Origin of the sequence: Sutcliffiella horikoshii (genome assembly GCF_008180725.1) — a bacterium.
Lineage (GTDB): Bacteria > Bacillota > Bacilli > Bacillales > Bacillaceae_I > Sutcliffiella_A > Sutcliffiella_A horikoshii_B.
Map to the genome: position 1 here is coordinate 71,354 of NZ_VTEV01000004.1, position 26,406 is coordinate 97,759.

At 37.8% G+C, this 26,406-nt stretch carries 32 protein-coding genes and 1 other annotated feature; of the genes, 27 read left to right on the forward strand and 5 right to left on the reverse strand.

What is annotated here, in order from left to right; all coding sequences use genetic code 11:
• Positions 1-6: 6 nt before the first annotated feature.
• The 13 genes from FZC76_RS10265 (at position 7) to FZC76_RS10330 (ending at position 11,200) form a co-directional block, all read left to right on the forward strand.
• Complete coding sequence (locus tag FZC76_RS10265; protein ID WP_187442032.1) at positions 7-453, forward strand: NUDIX domain-containing protein; 447 nt, start codon at positions 7-9, stop codon at positions 451-453.
• A 299-nt stretch (positions 454-752) separates the two neighbouring features.
• Positions 753-1,475 (forward strand): alpha/beta fold hydrolase, encoded by a 723-nt coding sequence (locus FZC76_RS10270; RefSeq protein ID WP_148988106.1) that lies wholly within the window; start codon positions 753-755, stop codon positions 1,473-1,475.
• A 24-nt stretch (positions 1,476-1,499) separates the two neighbouring features.
• Positions 1,500-2,465 (forward strand): quinone oxidoreductase family protein, encoded by a 966-nt coding sequence (locus tag FZC76_RS10275; protein WP_148988107.1) that lies wholly within the window; start codon positions 1,500-1,502, stop codon positions 2,463-2,465.
• Positions 2,466-2,480: 15 nt separating this feature from the next.
• Positions 2,481-2,966 carry an arsenate reductase/protein-tyrosine-phosphatase family protein gene (locus FZC76_RS10280; RefSeq protein ID WP_148988108.1) on the forward strand — a complete coding sequence of 162 codons (486 nt, stop codon included), beginning with the start codon at positions 2,481-2,483 and terminating at the stop codon, positions 2,964-2,966.
• A 119-nt stretch (positions 2,967-3,085) separates the two neighbouring features.
• Entirely contained in the window at positions 3,086-4,237 is a 1,152-nt protein-coding gene (locus FZC76_RS10285; protein ID WP_148988109.1) for a PstS family phosphate ABC transporter substrate-binding protein, read from the forward strand.
• A 77-nt stretch (positions 4,238-4,314) separates the two neighbouring features.
• Positions 4,315-4,581 (forward strand) — a binding site (T-box leader).
• Between the two features lie 89 nt (positions 4,582-4,670).
• Positions 4,671-6,128 carry a lysine--tRNA ligase gene (lysS, locus tag FZC76_RS10290; protein ID WP_148988110.1) on the forward strand — a complete coding sequence of 486 codons (1,458 nt, stop codon included), beginning with the start codon at positions 4,671-4,673 and terminating at the stop codon, positions 6,126-6,128.
• Between the two features lie 744 nt (positions 6,129-6,872).
• Positions 6,873-7,340 (forward strand): zinc metalloprotease, encoded by a 468-nt coding sequence (locus FZC76_RS10300; protein ID WP_148988111.1) that lies wholly within the window; start codon positions 6,873-6,875, stop codon positions 7,338-7,340.
• A 42-nt stretch (positions 7,341-7,382) separates the two neighbouring features.
• Complete coding sequence (locus tag FZC76_RS10305; protein WP_148988112.1) at positions 7,383-7,838, forward strand: GNAT family N-acetyltransferase; 456 nt, start codon at positions 7,383-7,385, stop codon at positions 7,836-7,838.
• Between the two features lie 44 nt (positions 7,839-7,882).
• The gene (locus FZC76_RS10310) at positions 7,883-8,590 is read left to right on the forward strand and encodes a DUF2711 family protein (protein ID WP_148988113.1); all 708 of its coding nucleotides are present in this window, start codon (positions 7,883-7,885) and stop codon (positions 8,588-8,590) included.
• A gap of 11 nt (positions 8,591-8,601) precedes the next feature.
• On the forward strand, positions 8,602-9,333 hold the full coding sequence (locus FZC76_RS10315; RefSeq protein ID WP_148988114.1) for a class I SAM-dependent methyltransferase: 732 nt from the start codon (positions 8,602-8,604) through the stop codon (positions 9,331-9,333).
• Between the two features lie 365 nt (positions 9,334-9,698).
• A complete protein-coding gene (locus tag FZC76_RS10320; protein WP_148988115.1) occupies positions 9,699-10,124 on the forward strand; it encodes a hypothetical protein in 426 nt (141 codons plus the stop codon).
• 227 nt (positions 10,125-10,351) lie between these two features.
• Positions 10,352-10,711, forward strand: coding sequence for a DUF7674 family protein (locus FZC76_RS10325; protein WP_148988116.1), 360 nt, complete (start codon positions 10,352-10,354; stop codon positions 10,709-10,711).
• A gap of 108 nt (positions 10,712-10,819) precedes the next feature.
• Positions 10,820-11,200, forward strand: coding sequence for a hypothetical protein (locus FZC76_RS10330; protein WP_148988117.1), 381 nt, complete (start codon positions 10,820-10,822; stop codon positions 11,198-11,200).
• 353 nt (positions 11,201-11,553) lie between these two features.
• On the opposite strand, the gene FZC76_RS10335 is transcribed toward FZC76_RS10330, so the two are convergent.
• The gene (locus FZC76_RS10335) at positions 11,554-12,165 is read right to left on the reverse strand and encodes a DUF421 domain-containing protein (protein ID WP_148988118.1); all 612 of its coding nucleotides are present in this window, start codon (positions 12,163-12,165) and stop codon (positions 11,554-11,556) included.
• 478 nt (positions 12,166-12,643) lie between these two features.
• Here FZC76_RS10335 and FZC76_RS10340 point away from each other — a divergent pair, with 478 nt between their 5' ends.
• A complete protein-coding gene (locus FZC76_RS10340; protein ID WP_148988119.1) occupies positions 12,644-12,970 on the forward strand; it encodes a hypothetical protein in 327 nt (108 codons plus the stop codon).
• Between the two features lie 20 nt (positions 12,971-12,990).
• Here FZC76_RS10340 and FZC76_RS10345 read toward each other — a convergent pair whose 3' ends face one another.
• Positions 12,991-13,335, reverse strand: coding sequence for a hypothetical protein (locus FZC76_RS10345; RefSeq protein ID WP_148988120.1), 345 nt, complete (start codon positions 13,333-13,335; stop codon positions 12,991-12,993).
• 192 nt (positions 13,336-13,527) lie between these two features.
• Here FZC76_RS10345 and FZC76_RS10350 point away from each other — a divergent pair, with 192 nt between their 5' ends.
• Complete coding sequence (locus FZC76_RS10350; RefSeq protein ID WP_148988121.1) at positions 13,528-13,941, forward strand: RrF2 family transcriptional regulator; 414 nt, start codon at positions 13,528-13,530, stop codon at positions 13,939-13,941.
• 110 nt (positions 13,942-14,051) lie between these two features.
• Positions 14,052-14,759 (forward strand): nitroreductase family protein, encoded by a 708-nt coding sequence (locus FZC76_RS10355; protein WP_148988122.1) that lies wholly within the window; start codon positions 14,052-14,054, stop codon positions 14,757-14,759.
• A gap of 47 nt (positions 14,760-14,806) precedes the next feature.
• On the opposite strand, the gene FZC76_RS23015 is transcribed toward FZC76_RS10355, so the two are convergent.
• Both FZC76_RS23015 and FZC76_RS10360 read right to left on the reverse strand, forming a co-directional pair.
• Positions 14,807-14,980 carry a hypothetical protein gene (locus tag FZC76_RS23015; protein ID WP_187442033.1) on the reverse strand — a complete coding sequence of 58 codons (174 nt, stop codon included), beginning with the start codon at positions 14,978-14,980 and terminating at the stop codon, positions 14,807-14,809.
• A gap of 47 nt (positions 14,981-15,027) precedes the next feature.
• Positions 15,028-16,533: a glycine betaine uptake BCCT transporter gene (locus FZC76_RS10360; protein WP_148988123.1), complete on the reverse strand. Its 1,506-nt coding sequence runs from the start codon at positions 16,531-16,533 to the stop codon at positions 15,028-15,030.
• Positions 16,534-16,687: 154 nt separating this feature from the next.
• Here FZC76_RS10360 and FZC76_RS10365 point away from each other — a divergent pair, with 154 nt between their 5' ends.
• From FZC76_RS10365 to FZC76_RS10405, 9 genes are all read left to right on the forward strand, one after another.
• Complete coding sequence (locus FZC76_RS10365) at positions 16,688-16,969, forward strand: YqhV family protein (RefSeq protein WP_148988124.1); 282 nt, start codon at positions 16,688-16,690, stop codon at positions 16,967-16,969.
• Positions 16,970-17,046: 77 nt separating this feature from the next.
• Positions 17,047-17,979 carry a stage III sporulation protein AA gene (gene spoIIIAA / locus FZC76_RS10370; RefSeq protein WP_148988125.1) on the forward strand — a complete coding sequence of 311 codons (933 nt, stop codon included), beginning with the start codon at positions 17,047-17,049 and terminating at the stop codon, positions 17,977-17,979.
• Positions 17,976-18,491 (forward strand): stage III sporulation protein SpoIIIAB, encoded by a 516-nt coding sequence (gene spoIIIAB, locus FZC76_RS10375; protein WP_148988126.1) that lies wholly within the window; start codon positions 17,976-17,978, stop codon positions 18,489-18,491. The genes spoIIIAA and spoIIIAB overlap by 4 nt, the downstream gene beginning before the upstream one ends.
• A 225-nt stretch (positions 18,492-18,716) precedes the next feature.
• Positions 18,717-18,920 (forward strand): stage III sporulation protein AC, encoded by a 204-nt coding sequence (spoIIIAC, locus tag FZC76_RS10380; protein ID WP_060666334.1) that lies wholly within the window; start codon positions 18,717-18,719, stop codon positions 18,918-18,920.
• A gap of 16 nt (positions 18,921-18,936) precedes the next feature.
• Positions 18,937-19,326, forward strand: a complete 390-nt coding sequence (gene spoIIIAD / locus FZC76_RS10385) for a stage III sporulation protein AD (RefSeq protein ID WP_082380912.1) — start codon at positions 18,937-18,939, stop codon at positions 19,324-19,326.
• A gap of 27 nt (positions 19,327-19,353) precedes the next feature.
• Complete coding sequence (gene spoIIIAE / locus FZC76_RS10390; protein ID WP_148988127.1) at positions 19,354-20,526, forward strand: stage III sporulation protein AE; 1,173 nt, start codon at positions 19,354-19,356, stop codon at positions 20,524-20,526.
• An 11-nt stretch (positions 20,527-20,537) separates the two neighbouring features.
• Positions 20,538-21,161, forward strand: coding sequence for a stage III sporulation protein AF (gene spoIIIAF / locus FZC76_RS10395; RefSeq protein WP_148988128.1), 624 nt, complete (start codon positions 20,538-20,540; stop codon positions 21,159-21,161).
• A gap of 6 nt (positions 21,162-21,167) precedes the next feature.
• Entirely contained in the window at positions 21,168-21,836 is a 669-nt protein-coding gene (gene spoIIIAG / locus FZC76_RS10400) for a stage III sporulation protein AG (RefSeq protein ID WP_148988129.1), read from the forward strand.
• A gap of 3 nt (positions 21,837-21,839) precedes the next feature.
• Positions 21,840-22,493 (forward strand): SpoIIIAH-like family protein, encoded by a 654-nt coding sequence (locus FZC76_RS10405; protein ID WP_148988130.1) that lies wholly within the window; start codon positions 21,840-21,842, stop codon positions 22,491-22,493.
• A 55-nt stretch (positions 22,494-22,548) separates the two neighbouring features.
• Here the strand turns inward: FZC76_RS10405 and FZC76_RS10410 are convergent, their stop codons facing one another.
• The gene (locus FZC76_RS10410; protein ID WP_187442034.1) at positions 22,549-23,529 is read right to left on the reverse strand and encodes a nuclease-related domain-containing protein; all 981 of its coding nucleotides are present in this window, start codon (positions 23,527-23,529) and stop codon (positions 22,549-22,551) included.
• Between the two features lie 974 nt (positions 23,530-24,503).
• Here FZC76_RS10410 and accB point away from each other — a divergent pair.
• Complete coding sequence (gene accB / locus FZC76_RS10415; protein ID WP_148988132.1) at positions 24,504-25,022, forward strand: acetyl-CoA carboxylase biotin carboxyl carrier protein; 519 nt, start codon at positions 24,504-24,506, stop codon at positions 25,020-25,022.
• 16 nt (positions 25,023-25,038) lie between these two features.
• Positions 25,039-26,391, forward strand: coding sequence for an acetyl-CoA carboxylase biotin carboxylase subunit (accC, locus tag FZC76_RS10420; protein ID WP_148988133.1), 1,353 nt, complete (start codon positions 25,039-25,041; stop codon positions 26,389-26,391).
• Positions 26,392-26,406 lie beyond the last annotated feature (15 nt).

The window sequence follows — 26,406 nt, forward strand, 5'->3', positions numbered from 1 at the left end:
ATCTTATTGAATCTAACAAAGAATAATGGAAGAGTATTTCTAGATTTCATTAGTATGACTGAGGAAGTTATTGATAATTATCTGCCGTTAGCCGGTTCCTTTGCTGTTATAAAATGCAAAGGTAAATATCTTTTGTGTTACAACATATGGCGTGAACAATGGGAATTACCGGCAGGACGTAGAGAAGGCGATGAAACTCCTAAGGAATGTGCGATTAGAGAGTTGTTTGAGGAAACTGGTCAAATGGTAAGTGATTTAGATTTTAAGGGGTTATTAAAATTCCAAAAAACAATTAGTGGAGAAGTTGCTTACAATCCAGTTTATTTTACAGAAATGGAAAGGCTTCAACCATTCATAGAAAATGAAGAATCCTCTGAAATAAGGCTTTGGGACTTAAAAGAAGAAATAGGCTACTTAGATGAAGTGGATATTAGGCTATTGGAGTATATATAAAGCTGCAAACTGAGTCGAGTTGGAAGATTTCGATTATACCTTTGGGGCAGATGAGACATTGGTAATTATATCTGCAACTATGACTTTACAAGGTTAGAGCATGGATTCTGCACATTTATTTTTCCAAACCTTTAAAAAAGAAAAGTTTGATAGCTGGAAACTAATAAGAAGTTACATAGAAGCAAGGGTCTCATTAGAGAATATAAGGAATATACAATTGAACTAAGGGGAAAGAGGGCAAAACTTATTGCTGAATCTTCAGCTAGTACAAGTACTTCTAAATTTTAAGGGGAGATAATATGCCAGTTAGAGATCGTTATTCCAAAAACAAAGATATTTTCATTCACTACCTTGAATCAACTGATTATTCTCCTGACCTGACACCATTAGTATATGTTCCTGGAGCTTTGGGATTTGCTGAACATTTCGTGAATGAGATGGGAATTTTATCACCAAGACGTAGTTTGTCACTCAGTCTCAGGGGAAATGGGAAAAGCGATGCTCCGCTTTCAGCATATAGCTTGGAAGATCATGTCTCAGATATCGAAGCAGTGATAAAAGAAAGTCAACTTAAACGCTATTGTTTAATGGCGTACTCTATGGGAGTACCATTCGCCATTAAGCATGCATCTAATTACCCTGAACATATAAAAGGAATAATTATATGTGATTATCCAGCCAAGTATCCTGATATACCGGAGTCATCGGTTGATACGGTTTTATCAAAGGGATTTGTTAAGGAAGAACGTCAACACGTCGTTAGAGCAATCCAAAAAGAGTCAAAAGAAGTTGAATTATGGGAAGATCTAAAAAGAATAAAGTGTCCGGTTCTTATTATAAAGGGTGGGACAAACAACTCACTATTAAAGGAGAGAGCTACAGAAAAATACAAGAATAATTTGAGTAATGTGAACGTGGTTGAATTCTCAGATTCAGGTCACGAATTATGGATACCTAATTATGATAGATTCATTAAAACTGTCACAAATTTTTTAGTAGACTTGGATCGGCTGCATACGTAAATTGAATTTGAAAGGGAGATTAACATGAAAGCGGTCATTCAGAATGAATTTGGTAATTCAGATGTACTCTTATATACAGAAATAGAATTACCAGAGATTCGCAAAAATGAAGTCTTAATAAAAGCAGAATATACGAGCGTAAATTATGCAGATATAAAAAAACGCATGGGTAATAAAGGGAAGGGTGATTTTCCATTAACACTTGGATTGGATGTTGCTGGGACAATTGAGAAGGTTTCCGATGATTCACCATTCTCAAAGGGCGATCGGGTAATAGCTTTTCCGAAAAATGGTTCATATGCGGAGTATGTTGTAGCGAATGAACAACTGGTGTTTAAAATTCCAGATAGTCTTTCTTTCAAACAAGCTGCAACAGCCCCAACCGTATCCATTTTAGCATATATCCTAATCCATGAAATAGGCCAAGTGAAAAAAACGGATACCATTGTAATACATAGTGCAGCAGGTGGGGTAGGTTCCATGCTAGTGCAACTCGCCAAGCTAGCTGGTGTAAAGAGAATTGTCGGAACAGTTGGAAATCTTAATAAAGAAAATTATGTGAAAAATCTAGGTGCAGACGTTGTGTGCACCTATGAATCATTTGTTGAGGAAGTATTAAAGTTAACCAATAACTTGGGAGCTAATATTATCTTTGATTCCGTTGCCGGTGAGGTTACAAGTAAAAGCTTAGAGTGTCTAGCCTTATATGGCACTCTTGTTCAATTTGGTAATAGCAGTGGAAAAGCAGGCAACTTTAAAACAAGTGATGTTCATAGCAGTTGTAGAAATATCAAGGGGTTTAGCTTAGGTACAACCAGAAAACATGATCCTGCAAGATTAGCTGATGTAGCAGAGAAGGTCTTAGAACTTTTTGCTTCAGAAAGGATTACACTCCCTATTGCCAAGGTGTTTGATTTAAGTGAAGCTGCACAAGCACATAAATTAATAGAGAGTCGCAACTATGAAGGCAAGATTTTGATTAAGGTATAGAATGGGGTCCCTGATGTGAGAGTCTTGTTCCTGTGTACAGATAATTTTACCAGAAGTGTTACAGCTGAATTTTGTATGAAGCATTTTATAAAACAAAACAATATAACCAATATCATAGTTGCTTCAGCGGGATTTAAAGCTGATAGTGATTTGAGTTCGTTTTCTAATATTCATTTTGATAGGATGAGGCAATTAAACATTAGTACGGATGGATTTAGCAGGACTTCATTTAATCGGAGACTAATAGATGAGTTCGATATTATAATTGGAATGGGAAAAGAACATAAGGATTACATCCAGCAAGAATATAATGAGAGAATTTATCTTTTTAATGAAGTTTATAAAGGTGTTGGTAGTTCAATAACTGTGCCGCCTCCAGATAAAGATGGGAATTATTTAGTGCAGATAGCCGATATGGTTGATTATATTAATCAAGCAATCCCTCAGTTGGTAATAAATCTTAATAGAATGTTACCCTTTAAAAATGGCGGGATTTCCTAGTGAATAATCTAAAAATAAAAATAACTATGGTTATTTTTACTGTTTTAGTGTAAAATTACCCTAAAGGAAGTAAGTGGAAATAGAGGGATTTTACAAAACATTTTCATAAAGGAGAAACCATGAGAGTTATAACATCGCTTATTATTTCAATTGCCATTATGTTTTTTGGATTTTACGGTACTATCATTTTATTAATCTCTACTGGTAAGGATCTATACGGCCTTGTTTCAGCAGCATTTGTGCTTACCCTGCTTATTTTCGTGAATTTATCGGTGTGGGGGCAGTTTACTAAAAAAGCCGTAAAGTACACGTTTATATGTTTGACTAGTATATTTGTTCTTTTTGTCACGGTCGAAGGCGGTAAAGCCTGGTATCACCATTCCTTAAAAATCATGAGTACCCAGGACGTAGATTTAAGTCAATATGAACCATTTCAGAATAATGATCGTGTTGCGGATTTAGGAAAAGAGGCATCCATGCAGCTAGAAGAACCTCTATTAAAGCTTGACGGATCGACTGCTTTATACCCTGTGTTTTCCTCTTTTGCTCAGGCTGTTTATCCAGAAGGCGCGTATGATTCTTCTATGAGTGAAGTGCAATCCACCCAGACTTCAGGAGCGTGGGCTGGTCTCCTAAAAGAAGAAAGAGAACTGATTTTTGTTCCAGAACCTCCAAGCTCTATCCAATCTCAAGCAAAGGCGAGAGACGTGGAGCTGATGTTAACCCCAGTTGGAAAAGAAGCATTCGTTTTTTTTGTACATAAAGATAATCCTGTTAATAATCTTACCGTGGAGGATATCCAAAAAATCTATTCAGGTGAGATTACGAATTGGAAGGAGCTTGGTGGTAGCGACGAGCCTATCTTAGCTTTTCAACGACCAGAAGACAGTGGGAGCCAACAGATGCTTCGAAAAGTAATGGGAACCAAAAGGTTGATGGATCCACCTAGTGATCAGCGAGTTTCAGGTATGGGGGGAATTATTAAAGAAACCCTAGACTATGAAAATAGGAAAAATGCGATTGGCTTCTCGTTCCGCTTCTTCTCGGAAACGATGGTGCAAAACAATAAGATTAAGCATTTAAAGGTGGACGGAGTTGCACCTTCTATTGAATCTATACAAAAGGATACCTATCCGTTCGTCAGTCCGTTTTACGCCGTGCATCTCTCAACTGCAACCAATCCTAATCTCGCATCATTTTTAGAGTGGATTAAATCGGAAGAAGGCCAATTGCTGGTAGAAAAGTCGGGGTATGTTCCATATCATAATTGAAAGTGATTTTTCAAAAAAAATGAAGAGTTATTGCCTAAACAAATTATTTGTGCTAATATTCTAAAAAACATACGGAATGTACGGCTGTGAAGAGAAGAGTAAATAGGATTAATTATTTCCAGAGAGCTTCGGTAGGTGAGAAGAAGCAATAATGATCTTAATGAAAAAAGCCTCGGAGCCTTTGCACGGATCTAAGGTTTCTTAGTGATACTGCGACGGGATCTCCCGTTATAGAGATAGGGTATAATTGTTTTTTGAAAAACAGAAGTACCCGAAGAGGTTGATATGGCAACATGTCAACAAACTGGGGTGGTACCACGAAGTTAACAACTCTCGTCCTCAAGATGAATAATCTTGGGGGTGGGAGTTTTTTTGTTTTAAAAAATAGTATGGCAGCTTGATAATAGGTAAAAAAAAATTGGAGTTGATAAAAATGAGTCAAGAACAAAGAGCCATAAGAATGGAGAAATTAGAGGCTTTAAGGTCACAGGGGATTCCAGTTTATCCTGAAAGGTTTCAGACAAATTACGAACTATATGAGGCATCTTCACTTGAGGATGGAACATCTGGTGTTCGTGTAGCAGGAAGAATTATGGGGATTCGCCATTTTAGTAAATTCAGTTTCATCACCATTTCAAACATACAAGGTAGGTTGCAACTTCTACTGAAAAAAGACGAGGTAGGGGAGCGGGCTATGAGTGATTTCCTCGACTATTTTGATATAGGCGATTTTATAGGTGTAGAAGGAAAAATGTATTCCACGAAAACAAATGAAAAAACGCTTCGTATCGAAAACTATGTGCTACTTGGGAAAGCGTTACAGACACTGCCGGATAAATGGCATGGATTAAGTAATATAGACACACGATATAGACAACGATATATAGATTTGATGATGACAAAAAAAACAAAAAACCGCATGTTAATGCGAACAAAATTGGTGCGTGCCGTTCGTAGGTTTTTAGAAGAAAAAGACTTCATGGAAGTGGAAACGCCTGTATTGCAACATACTTCTTCGGGTGCTTTAGCGCGTCCATTTAAAACGTATCATAACTCTCTGGATACAGAATTAAATTTACGTATTGCTCCAGAGACTTATTTGAAAAGGCTAATTGTGGGGGGATTTACAAAAGTATTCGAATTTGCAAGATGCTTTCGAAATGAAGGAATCAGCCCTCAACATCTTCAAGAATTCACCATGGTGGAGGGATATGCAGCATATTGGAACTATGAAGATACGATGAAGCTTATGCGTGAAATGATTATCTATGTCCTTAAACAAACATTTGACTCAACAGTTATAAGTATAAAAGGGCAATCGATTGATTTTTCATTAGAGTGGAAAGTTGTCTCATTTAGAGAGTTAATTTTAAAAGATACTGGTATTGATATTGAGTTATATCCAGATGTGAAAAGCTTATACGAAGAAACAAAACGAAGAAATATTCATTTAGAAGGAGAGGAAATCGAGACATTAGGAAGAGGAAACTTTATTGACCTTCTATACAAAAAAGTGTGTCGCCCACACTTAATAGAACCAACATTCCTTATTAACCATCCAATTGATCTGTCACCATTAGCCAGAGCAAATGATGACAATCCAGCAATAACAGATCGCTTCCAACTAGTAGTAAATGGTGCTGAAATCATCAATGCCTATTCAGAATTAGTCGACCCTGTAGAACAGAGAAAACGATTAGAGGCACAAGCCATGTTGAAAAGCGGCGGTGATACAGAAGCAATGGAAATGGATGAAGACTACTTATTGGCGATGGAATATGGGATGCCACCTATTTCCGGTTGGGGATTTGGGATTGAACGATTACTGATGGTATTAACAGATTGTGATACGATTAAGGACTGTGTTTTATTTCCGTTAACTAGAAAATAAATCATACTACGGAAGCTTATCTTAAAAAAGGTAAGCTTCTTTTTTATGAAATTTAATATTGTGTAAATATTAAAAATTTGAAATAATTGGTATCAGGAATTAAAGAAGTTAAAGTTGCCCACCATGTAGTGTTTATTAAAAAATTTATATAAAAAGGAGATAAAGATGTCTAATAATATTTCTGAAAAACAACACATAAAAAGTATGGTCACATTTAGCTACCTCACTCTTGCATGTCTTTTTTCATTCGCATTTACCTCAATATGCATCCTTATTCTAATGGTTCCCATGGTAGGGATTTTAGATTTTACCTATTTCCCCTCAAAAGTTGCAATACCTTCATTTCTAATATCTATGGTTTTTTCTGTTCTAGCTTTTAAAAATTTTTTTGGAAAGATATTGATTGTATTTAACCTGAGTCTCATGATCTTTATGATTGTTTATGGGCCTTAAAATTTGTTGATTGATAGATGGAAAAATAATGGAAAGGAATTACCTGTGTTGAAAAAAGGATTAGAAAAAATATTATTTCTTTTGTTTAGTGTGTTTATATTTGTTCTGTTGTGGAAGGTTATGGGGATATTCTGGAATGCTTTCGTACCGTGGAATCTTACAACGGATTTAATAGGATTATTTGTGGTTGCGCCATTGCTAATGATATTGACTTTTGTTTTGTCGAGTTTGTCATTTAAAATTATAAGGGACGGAAAATGAGTTTACTAGATATGAGTAAAGGAGCAAAATATGCTATTATTTCTTCTGTTTTATATTTTGGTTATCCCTATTTGTGTCCTTATGCACGAAATTGGGCATGGTGTAGGAGTTGTTTCCTTTTCAAAACATGATGCGCACATTTATTTAGGAAAAAGAAATAAGGAAAACAAAGAAAATTTTCGAATTGGAAGGTTTCGTTTCCATATTCATTGGTCTTATGTAGGCTTTGCTGAATGGAGAGGGGAATTAAACAAACGACAGAGGATTGTAGCTTTGGCAGGCGGACCGCTTATGTCGTTATTACTTGTGTTTTTATTTGCTGGAATAGCATATTCGTTACCCCCAAGTGATTTGAGTGCATTCTTTTGGGGAGTATGCAATATTAATCTGGGTATGGTTGTTTGGACAGTCATTCCGATAACCTACCCTCGTTGGATGGGACCATATTATGGTCATCCTTCTGATGGACTCCAATTGCTAAGGTTGCTAAGAAAGTAGAAAAGTGTAAATTAAATAGAATTTTGTAGGGGGAGGAAAGATATGTACCAATATTTCAATGGTTTTGTAATAAGGGAAGGAACAGAAGGCGTTCCGGCCGAATATGTGGAAGCTCTATTTGAAGATGCAGGTTGGGCTAGGAATACACCGTCTTGGCAAAAAGAAAAGTTTTCCCTGATTTTCGAAAACTCTACGTGGGCATTTACAGTTTGGGATCAAAGCAAGATGATTGGGATGGTTCGAGTAATCTCGGACCAAATAATGGTTGCAAACATTATAGATTTAGTTATTCTTTCCGAATATCGCGGGAAAGGAATCGGGAAGAAAATCGTAGAACTTTGTGTTCAAAAACTTCCTCATGGTGATTGGTTTGCACACACCTCTGCTAATAATTTCAGGTTTTATGAGAAGTGCGGTTTTGAGGTAAAAGACTTAACTCAGAATGGGACATGCGCGTATTATGGATATATTCAAGCAAGGAAAGACGGGCATAGGTAGAGGAATCAAAGTTGTTTTTAACGCTAGAAGAAGGAGTGTCACATTTGAAAGTAGAAAGAGTGCTTCCGGAACCCCATAGATATGCAGTTTGTGCCTGTGAGGACGTATCAATCAAGAATTTTTATAAGGATGTATTTAATGAAGTTTACATATTTTTTCATCCTTTTATTAAACCACTTACCATTGATTCAGAACTGTTTTATCCAGAATCATATCCTGACAAGTTTCAAATTATCAATCATTGTGAGATTTTAACGTGGAAAGAGTTTTTAGCTCTTAGTGGAATGAAAAGTTATGAAGAGTTAGATATTGGCCTTCGAACACGAATACTAGGCTTAAATAAGGAGTATGAGAATAAGGAATTAAAAGAGATGATTAACTCTGTCAGTAAAAAAGAGAATCTTATTCCTCCTACAGAGGGTATGCTGCCTGAGCTTTTGATTAATAAACTATTAGGAGCAATAAAAAAGGAAAAGTATGACTGGATTTGGGTTGGCGATGAATTTGGTACAGAAAGAAAATTAGAGTACATAGATGACTTAATCGATCAAGATACATTGGCAAGACATAATCTGTTCACTCATGATAACTCCATCCTTATTACCACTCACTGGGATAGCCATTTTTCTATGATATGTTCAGATGATAAAAAGAAGATAGATAGAATAATAAAATGGTGTAACCTAGAAGGGTTTTATTGTGATGATCACACAGAGATATATTGGAGCGTTCGTAACTCAAACAAAGAATAGGAGATGTTTCAATGGAATTCAGAGGATCTAGTGTTTACGATCAATCGGATTTCTTTACAAATTATTTTAATAGAAGGAATAGAATAGACAGTCCAAATAATGCCATTGAAGGTCCAATTATGTTGGAACTAGTTGGGAACATTAAAAATCATACCATCTTAGATTTAGGGTGTGGAGATGCCTCGTTTGGTAAAGAACTGCTGCAATTAGGGGCAAGGCACTACATTGGAGTCGAAGGTTCTGAACAAATGGTAGAAGCCGCGCGCTCTAACTTACTTGAACTCGAGGCAACTATACATACTAAAACAATGGAATCTTATGATTATCCGAGTGAATCATACGATCTCGTAACCTCACGTTTCGCCATTCATTATGTATCAGACATTGACCGCCTGTTTCGGAATATTTACGAAACCCTGAAAGACGATGGAAGATTTGTTTTTAGCATTCAACATCCGCTTACAACCTCATCTTTTGCCAGTAAGGAGGCTGGAGATAAGCGAGGGAATTGGATTGTGGATGATTATTTTCGTGATGGTGAAAGGAAAGAGCCTTGGATTAATCAAGTGGTGGTTAAATATCATCGTACGATCGAACAGTATTTCACAGCATTAAGGCAAGCTGGTTTTACCGTACGAGATTTACGCGAAGGTACACCGAAGCGCGAACATTTTAGTAGTGAAGAAGAATTTGTTAGGAGACAGCGGATACCAGTTGTATTGGCGTTTGCTTGCGTGAAATAAGGTGGAACACAAGTCTAAGATATAGCTACAATGGATAAAGTGGATGTAAACATGGATAAATCGTTTTTATAATGGATATATCATTTTTACAATTGATATAAGTGCCTTTACAATGGATAAAATTTTTTTACAATGGATAACTGATAATTTATCTTAATTTTAGTGATACAGATACTTAATATGGAGTGTTTCGTCACAAAAATATACGTTCCGTTTAGTTTACTTTCCAATCGATCATGAAGTTTTCATTAAATATATGAATTTATTAATTAAAAAGAGATTAAATGAGATAAGTTAGTTTAAAAAAGATATGAATATTTTGATGAGTAATGCTGAATATTAAGCTAAAAACTAGGAGGAAATTAATGAGTAAAAATCTAAGTTTGTTATGCCTAGTTATATTAGTTTTCATTTCAAGAGCTACTTATGCGAGTGCTGAAAATACAAATTTGTTTGGAAGACCAAATTCCATAACATTTAAAGGTGAAGATCAAAACTGGCTTGTTGTTCACCAGATGTATCTTGTTGGAACAGAGATAGAATATGAGACAAAAATTAGATACAAAGGAGATAATGAGAAAATAAAGACCCTCCCAACAATGTACTACTCATTCACTGACAAAGGAGAAAATTTGGGTGTGGGTGGAGTATTTTCACTGAAGGAATCAAATGAGTTTAAAATCAGAATGGTGTGCGATGGATGTCAGTACTTCGATAAGAAAAAGAAGATAACATTCACTGTTGGAGACTGGGAGGATTATGAAGAGAGGGTAGTTCTATTTAGAGAATAAGTTCTTTGCTATCTGATATGTACATTGATAGTTACCTTTGATAATTCGAGCGCAATCCCTACAAGGATCATCGCTCATTTTTTGTTTACAAGAAAACAACTTATTGTAGGTCTTTTTAGATTATGAAATAATTGGTATTAAGCAATAGGGCAGGATTGTTGAATAAGAGAACCTATTTACTTTAGAGAATGATAAATGAAAAGACGTTTTGAAACAGGGGGAAAAAGGTGGATTTAAGAGACTTAGCAAAGCATTTTACTGAAAACTTTAAGGAGTATAAGCCTTTATTACAGGTACATAAAGACTTAAACGGTGAAATTTTAAATCACGTATTCTTTGGGGATTGTAACGATTATTTTGTTGAGTTGATTGGTAAAGAGAAGGATATAGTCAAGATTCAAGAATTATTTAATTTTCTTGAGCTGATGGCAACTCAAGGTGATGATGATGTCAAAGAATTATTAAGTGTTACGATTCTTGCACGACTCGGTGACTCCAAGAAATTGCTACAAACTGCATATAAGTATATGGGAGATGAAACAAGGAAAGCCTCAGATGAAATTGAAAAGTTTTTTGGTAGATATTGAACTAACTAGGGCGATTGAAGCATAGGTAATCCCTCTTTCCATACTTAAGTATGGGGCAGGATAGGTCAAGATGAATAACCCTAGCGAAAAATAAATGAGGTGTATGATATGCGTTTAAGTTCAAGACCACAAACAGGCATAAGGCAAGTTTCCAAAACTTTTCGCTTACTTTACCCTTTGGAAGACCAACTCAATGATTTTATTCAGAAATATGTAAGCAGAAATAATAAGATTAGTTCAGTACAGATATTTTTTGATACAGATGCAAACGACGGTGATTATTTGAAAATACTAAGTCTTAGAAAGGGCATCTTGCAAGTTGAAACTTCATTAAATTGGGAAGAATTCTCTAACCTCAATAGGAAAGACCAAGAGGATATTTTCATTAAAGAGTTATACAAGATTGCTATAGAGGTAGCTAAAAAATATGAGTTGAATATTTGCCAAATAGAATCTGCTTTTACAGCATTGATAGAAGAATCTAAGTAGATTAAATAAAAATTACTTATTCAATTAAATAGGGCTTTAATGGAATAAAAGGAGAGCAAATATTACGCCAAGAACAAGCAACTGTCTCTTGAGGGGCAATCTCCTTAGTTAATGGAATAACGTAAATGATAAGTGCCTATAAAATACTGATGTAGATACTTTCCAATTAACAATATGAATTTTCATTTCTTAAAGCCAAAATGGTGTTAATTTCAACTCAAAATTAGATAGGTACTTTTCAACCGTAATTTGGTAAATACGTACTTAGTCGAACGAATAATCTGCATTTTCTTGAAATCTGAACCCCTGTTAACCTTGGTTGGTGTAAAAAGGTCTTCTGGCAAAGTAGTTGGTCACTCTAAATGCTTAGGGGGAGGTATAACATGCTCATGCCTATTTACCTCTGAAAAAATAGAATGAATATCTATTTCTTTAGTGATATCTGGGGGCTGTTGACCCGTAGGAAATTTATTATGAATATAATCTAATATAACCTTAATATCTTCTTTAGTGGCATATTGGGCATACTCTTTTAGCACATACCCTAATTGTCCACTAGGTTCAATGGTTGCTGTTTTCACATCACTAATCCTAGAGATGCTATCTTGGCGTAACCGCATTTCTAATTGGTCAACGGTGATTCGCAATTTTTTTAGATTCTTTTCAATGATTTCTCCATTCTCTATAACATCTATTCCTTTTCCAGTTAAGAAGGTTTCGAACCTATCAAATTTGATCTGCAATCGTTCTATTGTTATTAAGACTAATACTAGTAATAATGCGATTAAAAAGGTTATCCAAATGTTTTTTTCGGTTACTGGCTGAATAATTAAATTCCCTATAGATATCATGAGGACTGTTTGTGCAACTGTCAGTTGAGAAATGGATTTTCTTCCAGCTAATCGCAAAATAAGAAACCCAACAATCACAATAAGTACCGCTTTCCAAATCCAATCTAAATCCAAGACAAGTGCCTCCTAATGTAACTTCTTACTAATTAGCCTAACAAATAAATGACAATTTATTCAAATCCCTACGTAGTCATATCTATTTCCTTTTATTTTAGTGTCTCCAATGGTATGCATTTTTTGCTTAGATCGAATTTTGTAACGTAAGATAAACTTGCTTCCGTCTTTCATTTGCATAGTAAATTCAAAGTTATTCCATTAAAGTGCGCGAACCTGTTACAAGGATCAACGCTCATTTTATATTAATCAGGGTGTAGGATATCAATTGGTGGAATTTATAGATTATGAAATAATTGGTATTAAGCAATTGGGCAGTTTACTTGAATAAGCGGTGTTCTGTTTTAAGTAAATTAAGGAGGAGTAGTACATGGAACATACTTTACAACATAAGAATGTGAAATCTTATATTAAGGTATTATTGTTAGTCTTAACAATTTTAATAGGGCAGATTCAAAAATAAGGGAGGTAGAATTCGATGACAAACAGAGTGAAAAAAGAATTAATTTCACTCTCCATATTCTTAGTTGTTGTTGTGGCTTTCCTATCAGGATGGTATGTAATTAAACCAGATTATCGTGGTAAAGTTGGAAAATTAGAAGAGAATAAATTTATCCTATACCCTACGAAAGTAAATCCAGAAGAGGAACCGTTTACTCCTGAAATATATTTTTTAAAGAATACTAAAGTATCAGGAAAATTAAGTAGCATTAAAGATTTGGACGAAAATCAAGAGGTTAAAGTATGGATAGAAATATTTGAAGGGCAGTACATTGCAAAAAAAATTAAAATTACTAAAAAATAGCGTCACTTTACAGGTTTTCCTTATTTTCCTTTTAGTATCCAAAAACCAAATAAAATAATCGTAATACCCAATGCCGTGCGCCAATTAGGAAATTCTTTAAAAAATATGTATCCAATTACAACACAAACTAGGATTTCCATTCCTTTTGATACAATAAGGGAAAAGGTTAAGTTACCTACGACTTTTGTTAAATATTTGATACCGTATCCAATCATCATACTAGCAGACAGGAAAAGAGGAATAAGTTTAATATAGTACCATAAAGTATGGAAAAAATTAGAGTCAATGTGCTTAGTTTGGTAAGCGTAAATAGTATTAATAATCAATAACCCACTTAACATTAAGAAAAGAGACAGTATAATCATAAATGTTGTTCTCCAATTAAACTTGTTTTTAAAATTTTGCCCAAATGCAAAATTTTTATGTAAGGTGAAATTGAAATTACTCATGTAGTAATTTAATCGTTTATAATTTCAAAGGCACCTACCAACTTCTTAAACACTTTGACTTTTTATGGGAGATGTTTCAGAATAAAGTGTAGATGAAGAGGTGAAACAATGACTGAAAATGTAACGAGTACAAAATGGTTTAGTGTGGCGATTCAGGCACTTGTCGTGCTTGCTAATAATGATGGCCTATGTCCGAGCGGGAAATTGGCTGAAAAACTTGATTCTAAATCTGTCTTTTTAAGAAAAATATTAAGGCATCTGGTTAAAACTAATTTAATTCAGGCCAAAGAGGGCCGGGACGGTGGCTATTTCCTTGTAAAAGACCCTAGCGAAATTAAGTTGTCCGAAGTGTATGATGCAATGAAAGCAGAAACATTTCCTAAAGGATTTTTTAATGTAGAAAGCAAAGAATGTTTTGCTCCCACTACTCGCGAATCCCTTTGTACATTGCGTGATGAAATGGAAGGCTGGGTCATAGCTGGTTTAAAACAAAAGACCATAGCAGACTTAATGAAAAAGTGAAACATAGCTGTTTTGCTTTTTTATTTTGTCTGCATTAACTGTAGTTGACAAAGGAACAGTTAACGTCATATACTGTTCTTGTAGAAAATACAGTTAAAGGGGAACTAAATATGTCTAAGAACACGATGAGTAAAGAAGAATATTTAAATAAAGTAAAAGAAATTGATACAACCAAAGAAGCGCCTAAGCAGTTGGAAGATACAGACTTTCTGACAGTCGCAAAAGAACGCCGTTCAGTAAGACAATATGATCCTGAATTCAAATTGGATAAAAATGAAATCTTGGAGATTCTAGAAACAGCTACGTTAGCACCGTCTTCGAGTAACCTTCAACCATGGAGATTTTTAGTTATTGAAGATCAAAAGGAAAAAGAGCGTTTGTTGCCAATCGCAAATAATCAGCAACAAATTGTGGATGCATCCGTTGTTATAGCTGTTCTTGGAGACCGCGAAGCATACAAAAATGCTGACCGCATCTATAGTGCAATCGCTGAAAAGGGAAGAATGCCAAAAGATGTGAAAGACATGTATGTGAACAGTATTCTTGATGGGTACGGAAACTTCACAAAAGATCGCTTAGCGAAAATTGCTCACATTGATGGTGGCCTTGTTGCAATGCAATTAATGCTGGCAGCAAAGGCTAAAGGCTTAGATACAGTTCCAATGGGCGGTTACGATGAAGCGCAATTCGTAAAAGCATTCAATGTTCCGGAAAATTATGAGGCCATTATGTTAATTTCATTAGGTAAAGGTGCGAAAGCAGGATTTGAGAAAACACGTCTTCCGCTTGATGAGGTTGTAAGCTGGAATAGATATTAATTAAAAAGAGTGCACATTTTCATTTGAAGATGTGCACTCTTTCTATATTATTCATTGATTTGTTGTTGGACCTGTTGGATCTTCTGTTGAGCCTTCACAAGTTCTTCTATTGCAAAATAGCAGGCATCTGATTCTGGAGTGTTTGAACTAACTTGTTTTAAATGATGGTGTGCTTTATGAATGATATCTTGTGCTTCTTGTAATTCACTTTTAAAATTCATAAGAAAATCGTCCCTTCCATTAAAGTAGTCTATTTAAGTTTGTCCGCTCAACTCTCCTTCGTCTTTTTCAAAGGAACCTTCCCTTTAACCTCCAAGCGAAATGCTTTGAAAATGGAGAAGGCCATCATCAACAATACAAAAGTTAAAGGGAAAGCACTCACGATGATAGCAGTTTGAAGTCCTTCCAACCCACCTGAATACATTAACACAACAGCAGAGGCAGAGAGAATTAATCCCCATGTTAATTTTACAAAGAAAGGCGGATTTATATCTCCATTGGTTGTCTGCATGCCCAACACAAAAGTGGCAGAGTCTGCGCTCGTAATAAAAAAGGTAGCAATCAGCAGAATGGTAATAATTGATAAAAAGGTACCGAAAGGTAGTAATTTGTAGACGTAAAAGAGACCAGCTTCAAAACTTTGAGCGGAGACTTTGGCCCCTTCGAATAGCTCCATATGAATGCCGGTTCCTCCGAAGACACTGAACCAAAATGCGCATACAAGTGTCGGAACCAATAACACTGCAATGACAAACTCCCTAACAGTTCGTCCTTTAGATACCCTCGCGATGAACGTCCCGACAAAGGGTGACCAGGAAATCCACCACGCCCAATAGAAGATTGTCCAGCCTTCAATCCATTCGGCATTTTCCTTATTGAATGGGGCAAGACGAAGTCCCATGCTTGGAAGATTCTGAATATACTCCCCGAGAGTGGTGGTAAATAAATTTAACAAAAAGGTTGTAGGGCCAATGAACAACATAGTAAACAATAAAAGCGTAGCCAAAATCATATTGGTGTTACTTAAGTATTTAATCCCTTTGGATAGGCCTGTTCCTGCTGAAATAATAAATAGAACGGTCACAATTGCCATGATAGTCAGTTGAATGGCAAAGTTATTTGGAATGCCAAATAAGTAGTTCAGTCCGCCATTAATTTGTTGTGCACCTAAACCGAGGGATGCACATACACCGAAAACGGTAGCAAAAACGGCAACAATATCTACTGTCTTTCCTATAGCTCCATTTGTTTTCTCCCCTAATATAGGGTATAAAGTAGCACTCATTAATCCCGGGGCGTCTTTTCTAAATTTGAAATACGCGATGGAAAGAGCGATTGTCGCATAGATGGCCCATGCATGAAATCCCCAGTGTAGAAATGTGTAACGAAGACCTAATTTTGCAGAGGCAGCAGTTCCGCCTTCCCCAAGTGGAGGAGTGGCGAAATGAGAAATCGGTTCTGCGACTCCATAGAAAACTAGTCCAATTCCCATCCCAGCACTGAAAAGCATCGCAAACCAAGTCAAGGTAGAGTAATCTGGGAGATCTTTGTCCTTTCCAAGCTTTATTTTGCCGTATTTACTAAAAATAAGAAACAGGGCAAATAAAAGAAAGAAAGTAGCCGCCAGTTGATAGAACCAGCCAAAAACATTTAGAATGAAGGAGTTTGCCTGTTCCATTCCTTTACTGAATGGCTCTGGGAAAATAACCCCAATTAGTACAAACAAAGCAGCAATGATAACGGAAATCCAAAAAACTTTACCGATTCCTTTCATAACAACCACGCCTTTCCTATGTAATCCTTTCGCTAGCATTCCCTAAATTACTTCATTCCTTTCAAATTTAATTTACTTCTTCTTTCAATATCCTTCGCATAGGTTGTACAAGATGCTCTAATTGTGCAGCTGCAAGAGGGAGGACAAAAGGATCATGAAAAAAATATTAAGTCATTTCGACCCGTCCGTTCTATCCATGGCAGGGATTCGAATCTTTTCCGGGTTATTAGAAATTACCGCTGCCATCATCATGCTCAGTCTAAATGATGTAAAAAAAGCAATAGTGGTGAACTCGATGTTAGCTGTTGTAGGGCCCCTCATTTTTATTTCCACCATGATGATAGGTTTGATCAGCATGGCTGATGAGATTTCCTTTTCAAAAATGATCTATATAGCGATTGGGCTGGGGTTTATCTTATTTGGGATCTATAAATGAGAAATTGTATTCCGTTGTTATATATTGTCCAAGCGCGCATACATTGTAAGTAATAATAGGACAAGAAGGGGATCTGTATGCTTGCAAGTATTAAGACCGTTTTACCGCCGGAAATAACCGGTGTAATTGATACACTTTCACCACCGTTACTAGAGAGAATGGAAGAAATTCGAGTTCGCGTGCATCGCCCCTTGGAATTGATAATAGGTGGAGACCCCTATTTTCCGTCGTATACAGTGACTCCAACGGATGCTATTCACATTTTGAACAAAATTAGTAAGCATTCCATCTATGCGCTGGAAGAAGAGCTCAAACGTGGATATATCACTATTACTGGGGGACATCGTGTTGGACTAGCTGGAAAAGTGATTACAGAACAAGGGAAAGTGAAGGCTATCCGCGACGTATCCTCCTTTAATATCCGTATAGCCAAACAAAAAATTGGAGTTGCTGAACCTTTGATGCCATACCTTTATGAAAAAGGTAGATGGTTAAGCACAATGGTAATTGGGCCACCACAAACAGGAAAGACAACATTATTAAGGGATTTGGCAAGAATGATGAGCTCAGGCTGTGAGGAAAAGCGAGTGGCATCATGCAAAGTGGGGATTGTGGACGAACGTTCTGAAATAGCGGGTTGTGTACATGGAATTCCTCAACATGACTTGGGACAAAGGGTAGATGTGCTCGATGGTTGTCCGAAGGCGGAAGGGATGATGATGATGATTCGTTCCATGAGCCCTGATGTCATCGTAGTCGATGAGATAGGAAGAATGGAAGACAGTGAGGCAGTGATGGAAGCCGTCAATGCAGGAGTGGGGCTTCTCATGTCTGTTCATGCTTTTTCTTTTGAGGAATTAAAAAGCAGACCTAGTCTTAGGGAAATCTTATCATACCGGGCAGTAAAACGGTTCGTGGAACTGACGAGATCCAATGGACCAGGCTCCATCAAGAGAATAGTTAATGAGGTGGGGGAAGAGATCTTCCGGGAAGAGGGTGTGAGAAGATGATCAAGTTAGTTGGAGCAGTTTTAATTCTCGTGGCAACTTCCTGGGCAGGTTTTGAAGCAGCAAGGCACCTGACAGAAAGGCCAAGACAACTAAGACAGTTGAAGGTAGCATTGCAATCGCTTGAAGCTGAAATCATGTATGGTCACACTCCACTAGCGGAAGCGACCAAAAATATCTCCAGCCAATTGGAAAAACCACTTTCATGGTTTTTTGAAAGTTTCGCCAATAAATTAGATAAAGCAAGTCTTACAGTAAAAGAAGCCTGGCAAGAAAGCTTAGATGATGTTTGGAAAAACACCGCATATAAAACGGCTGAACTCGAAATCATGAAACAGTTCGGCGAAACACTCGGCCAACACGACCGCTATACCCAACAAAAGCACATCCAACTGGCACTAACCCACTTAGAACGCGAAGAACTAGAAGCCCGCGACAAACAAAACCGCTACGAAAGAATGGTCAAAAGCCTCGGAGTACTATCAGGATTACTGCTGGTGATTTTACTGATTTAGCATGACAAAAGGTAAATGGTAGTTGTAAATAATTGAAATCTATTAGCTGTGGATTGAAGCAAATGACGAAGACTCCAGCGGGGGAGTAGCGATATTGTTGAGACCCCGCAACGAAGTGAGGAGGCTCAAGGTCACCCCGCGGAAAGCGAAGTCATTTGCGGAAATCAACGACTGAACTAAAGAAAATTCCCCAAAAGCAAACCGTAAAAAATAGGAGGAGCGTCCATGGGCATTGAAGTAGACGTAATATTCAAAATCGCCGGCATCGGCATCGTTGTAGCCTTCCTGCACACCGTGCTAAAACAACTCGGCAAAGAAGAATACGCACACTGGGTAACCCTACTCGGATTCATTTACATTCTTTTTATGGTAGCAAGCATCGTCGACGATCTATTCAAGAAGATAAAATCGGTATTCCTGTTCCAATGATAAGGGGTGTTGACCTATCGAGATTCTCCAAATAGTAGGTCTAGGCTTAATTGCCACCTTTCTTGCATTAGTAGTAAAAGAGCAAAAACCGACATTTGCCTTTATGCTAGTTGTATTTGTCGGCTGTGCGATTTTCTTATTTTTAGTAGAGCAAGTGTTTGATGTTATTAGAATGCTTGAGAGGATTGCTATTAATGCCAATGTCAATTTGATTTATGTCGAAACCATACTGAAGATTGTTGGAATCGCCTACATCGCTGAGTTTGGTGCACAAATCACAAAGGACGCCGGCCAAGGAGCCATCGCATCCAAAATTGAATTGGCCGGAAAGATATTAATTTTGGCAATGGCCATTCCCATTTTGACCGTCATCATCGAAACCATCATTAATCTCATTCCTTCTTAAAATGAACCTTCAGAGGGGAGCAAATCAATGAAACTCATTCTTGCAATCATTGCAGCCGTGTTGATCCTACTGTTCATTCCATTTGAAATAGTACAAGCCTCACCCTCTTCGCCGTCAGAATTAGTAACAGAACAAATAGAAGGAATTGATGTAGAGGAAATCAAGGTGTACTGGGAAGAAGTGATGGAAGAGTACGGAGGATTTTTGCCAGAAAGCCAAAAAGGCTCATTCATGGAATTTGTAAAAGGGGACAAGTCCTTTTCCTTAGAAGAATGGTCAAAAGGGTTCCTAAAATACTTATTCCATGAACTCCTAGCAAACGGAAAACTACTTGGCAGTCTGATCTTACTCACCATCTTCAGCATGTTCCTACAAACCCTTCAAAATGCTTTTGAGCAAAAAACAGTCAGTAAAGTCGCCTATAGCGTTGTGTTCATGGTTCTGATCATCATCGCGCTCAACAGTTTTCATATCGTTATCTCGTATACACTAGAAGCAATAACCGGCATGACAGGGTTCATCATAGCCTTAGTGCCACTTCTCATCGCTCTCATTGCCTCTTCAGGAGGATTGGTATCGGCAGCTTTTTTCCATCCAATCATTTTATTTTTAATGAATACAAGCGGTCTGCTTATTCAATATGTCGTGCTTCCACTGTTGTTTCTTTCAGCCATTTTAAGTATTGTCAGCACGTTAAGTGAACACTACAAAGTAACCCAACTTGCACAGTTACTCCGAAATGTAAGTATCGGAATTCTAGGAATCTATTTAACGGTATTCCTTGGTGTTATCTCTGTGCAAGGTGCAACGGCAGCGGTGACAGATGGAATTGCCATTCGTACCGCCAAATTTGTGACGGGAAACTTTATTCCTGTAATCGGCAGAATGTTTACAGATGCCACAGATACCGTAATTACAGCCTCTGTGTTATTAAAAAATACAGTCGGGATCCTTGGAGTGGCGACTTTGATTTTATTAGCTGCATTCCCGGCAGTGAAGATCCTATCAATTGCTATTATTTATAAACTTGCCGCGGCGCTTCTTCAACCACTGGGTGGCGGCACCGTCATAAAATGTCTCGATATTATCAGCAAAAGCATCATCTACATTTTTGCTGCACTGGCTATTGTCTCCTTTATGTTCTTCTTAAGCATCACGGTCATCATAGCATCAGGAAATATTACCGTGATGGTCAGGTAAGGGGGGAGAGTATGAGTTACTTAACAGAATGGATCACCAGTATCATCCTATTTATTCTTTTAGCAACGGTAGTAGAAATGTTACTTCCTAATTCTTCCATGCAGAAGTATACGAAGCTAGTAATTGGACTTCTACTGATTGTCGTCATTCTAACTCCCATCCTGAAGCTCCTTTCCACAGATATGGATGAACTTTTTGCCAAAATGACCACGCATTCTTCCTACACATCAAAAGAAAACACAGAAAATTTAATAGAAATGAAGAAAAAAGAAATACAAGCCTCCCATGCTGCATACATTTTAAATAAAGCGGCTGTCCTAATGAAAGAAGATGTGGAGGAGGAGTTGAGAGAAAACTATGGTGTAACCGTGAAAGACTTGCAAGTTGTCGTAAAAAATGAGGACCAGCTTACCGAATTGCCTATTGAAGAAAATATAGAATCCGTTGTGATTCTACTGGAACAAGCGGAAGACGAGACAGCCATTCAAGTTGTAAAACCTGTTCAAATTGACACCTCCAGACAAAAGGAACCAGCTCCTTCCTCAAAAGAAGAAGGAAAAATAGCAAATTTCCTAGCAGATCGTTGGCAACTACAACCAACCAATATTTCAGTAGCAGTCGAAGGGGGGGATTAGTACAAGGTGGAAAAGAAAAACCAAGCATTCATTCCATGGCTAAAATCTCTGCTTACCAATCAGTCAAAAGATAAAAAAGCAAAATACCAATACATGACGGTCATACTCGTCCTTGGTGTAGGATTTATCTTATTTGGAAATCTGTTCTTCGGAGGAGACAGTGCAACTTCTCCTGGCGGCGGGGTTCTGCCAGCCATGAAGCAGGAAGAACCGAAAGATGAACCGGTATTTGGACAAAATGACGATGCCAACGCACCTTCTACTATCTCTGATTACGAGGCAAGCTTTGAGAATCAGCTGAAAGATGCACTTGAGGCAATTACCGGAGTTAATGACGTTTCTGTCGTCGTAAATATCGATGCCTCCGAAAAGAAAGTCTTTCAGACAAACAAAACCACCTCACAGCAAACAACGGTCGAAACTGACCAGCAAGGTGGGAAACGCGATGTCACTGATACCTCAGAAGAAGAACAAGTCCTCGTCATCAGGAAAAATGAACAAGAAATTCCGGTCGTAGCCGAAACCAAAAAACCGGTCATACGCGGAGTTCTGATTGTAGCAAAGGGCGCTGAAAATATACATGTAAAACAAATGATCTTGGATGCTGTCACTAGAGTGCTAGACGTACCACAGCACAAAGTAGCAGTACTTCCAAAAAAATCCGAGGGGGAATAATTCGTGTTATTAAAAAAACAAACCGTTTGGTTACTAACTATGTTAAGTCTCGTATTTGTCCTATCTGCTTACTATTTTATCGGTGATCAACAAGCCGGCGAACAACTGGCAAATGACGCCACAGAACAACCAGCAGCAACTGAAACCGCTGAAAATCACGGCGGGGAAGAAGGCGAAGCAGCTGGCACTGATGAAGAAGAAGGAACTGAAGGTGCGGAAGGCGTTGAAGGCGAAGAAGCTACAGAGGAAGATGGCAGTGCTGTAGTAAAATACATCTCATCTGATGAGACATTAGCTGAAATGCGCTATGAACTGGAAAACCTTCGCAGCGCTCACCGTGCAGAATTAAAAGAAATGATGGCAAGTACAGATCTACCAGCAGAAGAAATCTCCAAAGCAGTTGACCAATACAACGAACTTGCACAAATCTCTGAAAAAGAATTAATCCTAGAATCCACAATCCGTTCCCATAAGGACGTAGAAGATGCACTTGTTCGCGTAACAGACGGCAAAATCCGAGTAACAGTCAAAACAGCCACTCACTCACCACAAATGGCAAACGACATCTACCACATGGTACGCCAAGAATTCAAAGATGTACGTAACGAAGACATCGCATTCGACTTCCCACCAGTAACGGAAGAAGGCGGCGAATAATAGAAGTTTGGCAAAGTGCCGAAGCCCAGGGAATTGTGGGGCTTCGGTTTTTGTATTATAGATAATAGACTCTTTTACTGGTGTTGCCTGAATAGGATAAACCTGATGAAAGTAGTAAACGTCTAGCAGTGCGCTCTTTTGTTATTCCTGTTATTATTTGAAACTCGGAAACAGTAATAGTGGGGCTGATTAATAACTTATAATCTTGAAGAAGATTGATATGTGCATGTTTACATGTGCTGTTACATTTAAGGCAACCCCAAGCACCAAAAATTTTCTCGCAACCAATATAATTACACTTCTGGCACTGCACGCCTTTTAGTATACAATCTGAAGTTACTCCATAATCTTTCTCCAAATCTATAAAAGTGACGGGCTCGTTCTTTTTGATAATTAGGGAGGAAAGTTTACGTAGCCCTTTAGCGTCCCACATAACTTTAGTGTGTTTTTTTGTGAACTCTGTAACCTTGAATTCTACTCCTGAATTGCGAACTACCATGTTCTTAACGAGATTGGGGTGCGAGATACATTTAATCTCTGCCCTTGAGTTCGCAATGACTACTAAACTTTCAAATGGACCAGGCTGGATTTTATAGTCTTTTAACCAAGTTTTGAATTTAGTGAGTTGATTTTGTACCTGGATAATGGGATCGGAGTAGGTGATAGTTTTATCCACTTCATTTTCGGTGAATTTTTGAATGAGTTGTTGGAAGGCCGGGTCAAATTCGAGGGTGCCTCTCATATACTTAGCATCTAATATGAGGAAAAAAGTAGGAAAGATTAAAAGTGTGTCAATTTGAAAGTGATGTCCTTTAAAAGGTAGCCTTATATCTTGTAAAACATAAAACTCTCCTTCAACGTCTGGGAGCAATTCCAAATAGTAATTAAGTGACTCTTCTCCTTTAAAACCAGCTATGTTTTTACCGAGATCTGATTTTATTTTCGGTAACATGGGGTGAGAATGTGGGAGGCGCCGACTTAAGGCTTCTAACACTTTGATTTTTAAAGACATTTCGCGTTCTTTCAAAATGATCATAGGCATACAGCTCCTTTTTCTTTCAGATGTTACTATTTTTGACATTGAGGTAGCTTTTTCCTGCAAAACTTGTCAAATTTTCTGGGAACCTTTTGTATTGGGGTGGAGGTTTTATTAGAAAGCTTTTAGCAAATTAATCTTTTGAACTTTTGGTGCAAAGTTTTGAGGATTTCGCGGAAAAACCTAAGAAATGAGGGTATTTTAGGAGTGTTTAAAATGGTTCGGACAAATTACTTGTGACTTCGGACAATTTCATACTGATTTGGACGGGTGTTCGGACAATTAGGTGTGGTAGTTCGGACAAGAATTGGGGGTGTTTGGTCATTTGAAAAACAGGTTCGGTCAACTTTCTTGAAACTTCGGACAACTATGCAAAATCTTCGGCCAACTTTCGTGAATCTTCGGCCAACTTTCGTGAATCTTCGGTCAACTTCCGGTAAACTTCGGACAATTTGTGAAAATCACATATTGGGGACGGGCTGCTGCCTAAATTTTATGGGAGATGAAAGTGAAATTTGAGAAAAAATCATAAAATGCAGACGTTTTGAGCGCGTTTAAAATGGTTCGGACAAATTACTGTTTCGAAAAACTTCGGTCAAAACCCGAAAAACTTCTGACACTCTGCAAAGTCACCTAAGAAGTTAACAATATTCCTTGCATATCAGCATCACCATGTGCAAAACCTTCCACGCTAAAGTCACCAATTCCCCAACACTCCCCCTATCCACCGCAACCAAAATCCCCTATAATAAAAACTAAAGCGTTTTCATCCGCCCATCAACGTAACACGCCGAATCATACAAACTTAGCACTAGGTAATAATATCTATTACTATTTTTAGTTGAATTTCGGAAGCTTGTATCGTATGATGAATATGAACTATTTTGTTAAAATGTACATAGCAACAGCTAGGCAACAACAAGCATCATCAACGCAGCAACTAATCATCAATAGGACCAAGGAGTGAACGAAATATGTTAAAGATCCAAGAAATCAGAGAAATTATTAAGTTGATTGACCAATCCAATATAGATGAATTCACGTATGAAAATGAAGGTTCCAAAATTAATATGAAAAAGAATGCGGCGCAAACGGTCGTGAGCACGCAACAAGTAGCGGCACCTGCACTACAAGCAGCGCCACAACAACAAACTCAAGCAGCACCACAAGCACAAGCTCCAGTTCAACAAGCTGATACACCTGCAGCTGAAGCAAAACAAGAAACAGCGGCACCAAAACAGGAAGATGCGAACCTACATAAAATTACATCACCGATGGTAGGCACATTCTATGCTTCTCCATCACCAGATCAAGCGGCATACGTACAGGAAGGCGATAAAGTTGGCGAAAACTCTGTCGTTTGTATTGTAGAAGCAATGAAACTGTTCAATGAGATTGAAGCAGAAGTCAAAGGCGAAATTGTCGAGGTTTTGGTTGATAATGGCCAATTAGTAGAATATGGTCAACCTTTATTCCTTGTAAAAACAGTATAAGGAGGGGGCGACACTCATGATAAAAAAAGTATTGATTGCTAATAGAGGAGAAATAGCTGTACGAATTATTCGTGCATGCAAAGAAATGAATATTGAAACAGTGGCTGTTTATTCGGAAGCGGATAAAGAATCCCTTCATGTACAGTTGGCAGATGAAGCTTACTGTGTAGGACCAAAAACATCAAAAGACAGCTATCTTAATTTTACCAACATCATTAGCGTGGCAAAACTTACGGCGTCTGATGCTATTCACCCTGGGTATGGATTCCTTGCAGAGAATGCGGATTTTGCCGAGCTTTGCCGAGAGTGTAACATTACATTTATTGGACCAAGTCCAGAAGCAATTAGCAAGATGGGAACGAAAGATGTGGCGCGTGAAACGATGCGTAAAGCTGGTGTGCCGATTGTCCCTGGTTCCCAAGGGATCATTGAAAACATTAACGACGGCATAACAATTGCAAACGACATTGGATATCCGGTTATCATAAAAGCAACAGCTGGCGGAGGCGGTAAAGGTATCCGTGTAGCCAGAAACGAAGAGGAACTGAAAAAAGGGATCTCTATTACGCAACAGGAAGCTGCTACCGCTTTCGGTAATCCTGGTGTGTATCTGGAAAAATTCATTGAAGACTTCCGTCACGTTGAGATTCAAGTAATGGCAGATGGTCATGGTAATACGATTCACCTTGGTGAGCGTGATTGTTCTATCCAACGCCGTCTACAAAAGCTTGTAGAGGAAACGCCGTCCCCTGTACTTGACGAAGAAATACGTGCTCAAATGGGTGAAGCGGCAGTAAAAGCTGCTGAAGCAGTGGACTATATGGGTGCAGGTACGATAGAATTTATTTATGACTATCAAGATAGAAAATTTTACTTCATGGAAATGAACACCCGTATCCAAGTAGAGCATCCTGTTACAGAAATGGTGACAGGGGTGGATCTTATCAAGGAAATGATTCGGGTTGCATCAGGAGAAACTTTATCTCTTAAGCAAGAAGATGTTGTTTTCAACGGCTGGTCGATTGAGTGCCGTATCAATGCTGAAAATCCTGAAAAGAACTTTATGCCTTCCCCAGGGAAGATTGAAATGTATCTTCCTCCAGGTGGTCTAGGTGTTCGAGTGGATTCGGCTGTTTACCCTGGTTACAGCATACCGCCATATTACGATTCCATGGTGGCAAAGCTGATCACTTATGGAGCAACACGTGAAGAAGCTGTATCACGAATGAAACGTGCGTTAAGTGAATTTATTATTGAAGGCGTTCATACTACGATTCCTTTCCATCTGAAACTAATGGATCACGAAAAGTTCAAAGATGGGGACTTTAATACGAAATTTCTTGAGAAATATGATGTCATGAATTCTTAACTATTTTAGGAGGGT

Bases quoted from the DNA above. Each gene is read 5' to 3' on its own strand.
- FZC76_RS10270 (WP_148988106.1), top strand. From the start codon at position 753: ATGCCAGTTAGAGATCGTTATTCCAAAAACAAAGATATTTTCATTCAC.
- FZC76_RS10275 (WP_148988107.1), top strand. From the start codon at position 1,500: ATGAAAGCGGTCATTCAGAATGAATTTGGTAATTCAGATGTACTCTTA.
- FZC76_RS10285 (WP_148988109.1), top strand. From the start codon at position 3,086: ATGAGAGTTATAACATCGCTTATTATTTCAATTGCCATTATGTTTTTT.
- lysS (WP_148988110.1), top strand. From the start codon at position 4,671: ATGAGTCAAGAACAAAGAGCCATAAGAATGGAGAAATTAGAGGCTTTA.
- FZC76_RS10300 (WP_148988111.1), top strand. From the start codon at position 6,873: ATGCTATTATTTCTTCTGTTTTATATTTTGGTTATCCCTATTTGTGTC.
- FZC76_RS10305 (WP_148988112.1), top strand. From the start codon at position 7,383: ATGTACCAATATTTCAATGGTTTTGTAATAAGGGAAGGAACAGAAGGC.
- FZC76_RS10315 (WP_148988114.1), top strand. From the start codon at position 8,602: ATGGAATTCAGAGGATCTAGTGTTTACGATCAATCGGATTTCTTTACA.
- FZC76_RS10320 (WP_148988115.1), top strand. From the start codon at position 9,699: ATGAGTAAAAATCTAAGTTTGTTATGCCTAGTTATATTAGTTTTCATT.
- FZC76_RS10330 (WP_148988117.1), top strand. From the start codon at position 10,820: ATGCGTTTAAGTTCAAGACCACAAACAGGCATAAGGCAAGTTTCCAAA.
- FZC76_RS10340 (WP_148988119.1), top strand. From the start codon at position 12,644: ATGACAAACAGAGTGAAAAAAGAATTAATTTCACTCTCCATATTCTTA.
- FZC76_RS10345 (WP_148988120.1), bottom strand. From the start codon at position 13,335: ATGATTATACTGTCTCTTTTCTTAATGTTAAGTGGGTTATTGATTATT.
- FZC76_RS10350 (WP_148988121.1), top strand. From the start codon at position 13,528: ATGACTGAAAATGTAACGAGTACAAAATGGTTTAGTGTGGCGATTCAG.
- FZC76_RS10355 (WP_148988122.1), top strand. From the start codon at position 14,052: ATGTCTAAGAACACGATGAGTAAAGAAGAATATTTAAATAAAGTAAAA.
- FZC76_RS23015 (WP_187442033.1), bottom strand. From the start codon at position 14,980: ATGAATTTTAAAAGTGAATTACAAGAAGCACAAGATATCATTCATAAA.
- FZC76_RS10360 (WP_148988123.1), bottom strand. From the start codon at position 16,533: ATGAAAGGAATCGGTAAAGTTTTTTGGATTTCCGTTATCATTGCTGCT.
- FZC76_RS10365 (WP_148988124.1), top strand. From the start codon at position 16,688: ATGAAAAAAATATTAAGTCATTTCGACCCGTCCGTTCTATCCATGGCA.
- spoIIIAA (WP_148988125.1), top strand. From the start codon at position 17,047: ATGCTTGCAAGTATTAAGACCGTTTTACCGCCGGAAATAACCGGTGTA.
- spoIIIAB (WP_148988126.1), top strand. From the start codon at position 17,976: ATGATCAAGTTAGTTGGAGCAGTTTTAATTCTCGTGGCAACTTCCTGG.
- spoIIIAC (WP_060666334.1), top strand. From the start codon at position 18,717: ATGGGCATTGAAGTAGACGTAATATTCAAAATCGCCGGCATCGGCATC.
- spoIIIAE (WP_148988127.1), top strand. From the start codon at position 19,354: ATGAAACTCATTCTTGCAATCATTGCAGCCGTGTTGATCCTACTGTTC.
- spoIIIAF (WP_148988128.1), top strand. From the start codon at position 20,538: ATGAGTTACTTAACAGAATGGATCACCAGTATCATCCTATTTATTCTT.
- FZC76_RS10410 (WP_187442034.1), bottom strand. From the start codon at position 23,529: ATGATCATTTTGAAAGAACGCGAAATGTCTTTAAAAATCAAAGTGTTA.
- accB (WP_148988132.1), top strand. From the start codon at position 24,504: ATGTTAAAGATCCAAGAAATCAGAGAAATTATTAAGTTGATTGACCAA.
- accC (WP_148988133.1), top strand. From the start codon at position 25,039: ATGATAAAAAAAGTATTGATTGCTAATAGAGGAGAAATAGCTGTACGA.